Raw genomic sequence first — 3522 nt, forward strand, 5'->3', positions numbered from 1 at the left:
GATGCAGACTTGAAGAGGATCGTGGTGATCAGATCATCGAGTCCTCAGTAAGTTCCCTTCAAACTGCATCGATTTGGGAAACAACACCATTATCGTCAAAATCCGGATACTTATTGATGCGTCCATCACTTTACCAACGAAGCTTACTCAACAGAATTTCCACATCAAAACAAAACGTTCAACACATTTGAATCATTCCCACATAAAACTCAATACAAATACCTATAAGGGAATAGCATAAAGACTATAAATATAATGACAACCCTGTAATTAATCAATGATATGCGATCTCATATGGCGCTCAAAAATCTAATAACGTACAGTACTCGAACACTTCACAGGGATAAATAAATGTCGAGTAAACTTCCATTTTTAGACTTGGCTCGCGGTTTGGCTGCAATATTTATGGTGTGTACTCATGTAGTGAGTATTAACACAAAGACTCAAATTGCAGAACATTCTATCTTTGGGAGAGTTATAACATTACTAGGTGAAGCCCCTGCCGCCCCAGTATTCATGGTTGTCATGGGGATTCTATACGCATATAAGAAAGAGCATCAATTTACGCACGATATAAAGCGCTCATTTTCATTGTTTGCTAAAGGGTACTACCTTAATTTATTACGATTAGCAGTCCCCTTTACCCTCTTCTTATTTTATATGCCATTTGATACAAGTGAGCCGGATGATAAATTAACAAACTTTGCCGATGATATCATCTCGAATTTACTTGTGGTTGATATCCTACAAGTCGCAGGCCTATCATATTTGATAATGGCGATAGTCAATAAATTACAACTTAATGATGTTTGCATAACGCTTCTGATACTATTGGTTTTGGTGTACTCCCCTTTTATATGGGGCCTTGGAACCTATGTTCCATTTTGGGGAAGGTTACTCGAACCATTATGGGGTATTAATGGGGAAATGGTTTCATTCCCTCTATTCCCATGGGTCATCTATCCATTGATTGGCATGATCCTTGGTAGAAGATATAGCAATCCACTTACACTAACAACACAGGCAATGGGGTATCAGTTTGGCTTCGGTGTATTGTTATCCTTTATTGGCATACTCATATCAAAAACTAATATCTCATTTCACTTTGGTGATTACTGGAGAACCGGTCCTGGCGGATTAATATTATACATTGGTTTTATTATGCAATGGCTTGCACTCATGTTCTTTGCATCTCCATACCTTCATAAAGGTTTTTTGAACATAATTAGTTTTATAAGCACACACATCACCAACTTCTATATTGTTCAGTGGGTTATTATTTCAGCAAGCATTGTCGTGCTTGATCAATATAAACTTGATATAACCGAGTCACTCGTAGCTATTATCATAATAATAGCAATGTCGTTTTTAATTTGTAAAAAATTACAGAAGCACAATGTAAACTTATAGTAGGAGAAAACTTATGAAAATATTTATATATATGCTAGGTTTGGTTTTATCTAGTGGTGTCTTTGCAAAGGATAATCGAGATGGGATTGCCTATTCGATAATATCACTTAATCAAAAGATCATAGACTTCGACAACTCATTGAACCTTGATAACTCCATTCGAGAGCAAGGTGTAGATTTTCTATACGACAGCTTATCTCTTGCCAGTGAAGTCTTTATCGAAAAGGCCTCTATCGGTTCCCCATCATTCGTTGATTGGATCACTACATCACGTAAAACAGCCGGTGATAACCCTTGGACACGCTATCGCTCCACAATGATCAAAGGTGAGAGCAGTTATGTTTTAGAAGGTAAAATCGGAGATACGCTTTACCTTGGCATCCAAGTTTATACATTACGTGATGGAAAGAACGTGGCTCTTCCAGAAAAAAATGTTTCAACAGACAACATCAAAGTTGGGGATAATGGAACTTTCCGTATCGAGATCGGTCCTAGAGCTGCAGCAAATGGGATCACGACTGATGCCAATGACTACATGCTGATTGTTCGCGAGTATTATGCTAATGGAGCCGTTAGAAAAAATGCTCCAGCCGAGTTGATGATCAAACAAACTGATGGTGATTTTGACACTCCATTCATTGCCTCATCATCGGATCGAATTACACGAGCCAGTGCCTTTTTGACTAGTTTGGTTGAAAGCTCGCTTGACCTCACTTCCCAGATGAGTAAAAGCAAAAATACAAGTGCAGAGGTAAACCCTAGACCTGACCTCGTTCAAGCACTCTTTCCCACCACTGATAATCGCTATGATGGTTTCTACATTCAACTTGAAAATGACAAAGCAATTAAATTGACAGGTAAGATACCTGCCAACTTAAAGTATGCATCCATCACATATTATAATCCTTACTATGCTACTGTTGATTATGAGAAGCATAAGACATACATCACTAAAGATGAATTGGAATTAAATGCAGATGGCAGCTACGAAGTCTATATAACCAAGTTTGACATCAAAGACAAAAAAAACCTCATCACTACTCAAGGATATAACGAAGGCGTTATATCAATACGATACCTTGGCAAAGAAGAACTTGATTTTGAAACCAAGGTTATCGATGTAAATGACATACCAAACAAGGACATTAAGAAGGATGACCGTAATGGTGGTGGCGGTTCAGTACCTGCTGAGTTATTACTTCTAGGTGCTATTTACATGGCAAGAAAGAGCTTGGCAAGCTGACATTAAGCATAAAGCCACCATTACCGGTGGCTTTATGCCACCTCAATACTGACAGGTATATGGGATTTCTGTTGTAAAGCTAATGACCTTTTCTACGGACACAACTGCATCATAATCTTCTGCAAACCCATCGTTCGCCTTCCCTTCATCAACACCATAAAATTCTATATAAACCTTCGGATACATATATCCACTCTCGGCTCTAATTTTGTTTGTTGCCTTTTCAACATCATCCATAACCTGGGGTTGTTTCGCATATAACCAAAAGTCCTTTCCCCCACCACAAGGGGTAAAAGCACTTACTTCAAATCCTTCTGAATAGACACCTCGCCAAGGCTTTTGTTCTGTGACCGAACTTGAGCAACCTGTAGCAAGTGAAGAAATAAAAACTGAAAATAATAGCTTTCTCATTGAAAACTCCAATTGAATTGAGGCTTATAATTTTCTTTTATATCATATCACCAAGTTCCCTTAAAATAAAACTATGACAATCACCCTTACTTGGGTGATGTCATTCTTCTGTCAATATCGCATCGAACATATATAAATAAGACATCGGCTCAGGCCGATGTCTTATTCTTGCTAAACCACATCATTAGTTTACGTTTTGGTTAGCCATTCAATTACTTTTTCCCCTACAAGGGTCTCTTGGCCAGCAAACCAATGATTGGTACCTGGAGCGCATAACGCAAATTCACCCGGATTCATCGGTGCCTTATCTACAGGGCCATCAATTTTCACCAGTGGCGTGTATTGAGCCTTTTCTGCAGCATCAGCATAAAGAGTTGATGAACAGGCATCATTGGTGTGATGAACAAGTAAGGTAGGTTTACCAAGTTGGCTAAAGTCTGTAGTGGTCAACTAAATCC

Annotated in this window: 3 protein-coding genes; 2 read left to right on the forward strand and 1 reads right to left on the reverse strand. The window is 38.6% G+C overall.

All coding sequences use genetic code 11. The features are described from left to right. Positions 1-351 precede the first annotated feature (351 nt). Positions 352-1410: a heparan-alpha-glucosaminide N-acetyltransferase domain-containing protein gene (locus tag BN1139_RS20580; protein ID WP_005351620.1), complete on the forward strand. Its 1059-nt coding sequence runs from the start codon at positions 352-354 to the stop codon at positions 1408-1410. Between the two features lie 13 nt (positions 1411-1423). After that, positions 1424-2653, forward strand: a complete 1230-nt coding sequence (locus BN1139_RS20585; protein WP_005351619.1) for a DUF1214 domain-containing protein — start codon at positions 1424-1426, stop codon at positions 2651-2653. 42 nt (positions 2654-2695) lie between these two features. On the opposite strand, the gene BN1139_RS21835 is transcribed toward BN1139_RS20585, so the two are convergent. Then, positions 2696-3064 (reverse strand): hypothetical protein, encoded by a 369-nt coding sequence (locus BN1139_RS21835; protein WP_232297610.1) that lies wholly within the window; start codon positions 3062-3064, stop codon positions 2696-2698. Positions 3065-3522: the final 458 nt, after the last annotated feature.

The organism is Aeromonas veronii bv. veronii (genome assembly GCF_000820225.1).
GTDB lineage: Bacteria > Pseudomonadota > Gammaproteobacteria > Enterobacterales > Aeromonadaceae > Aeromonas > Aeromonas veronii.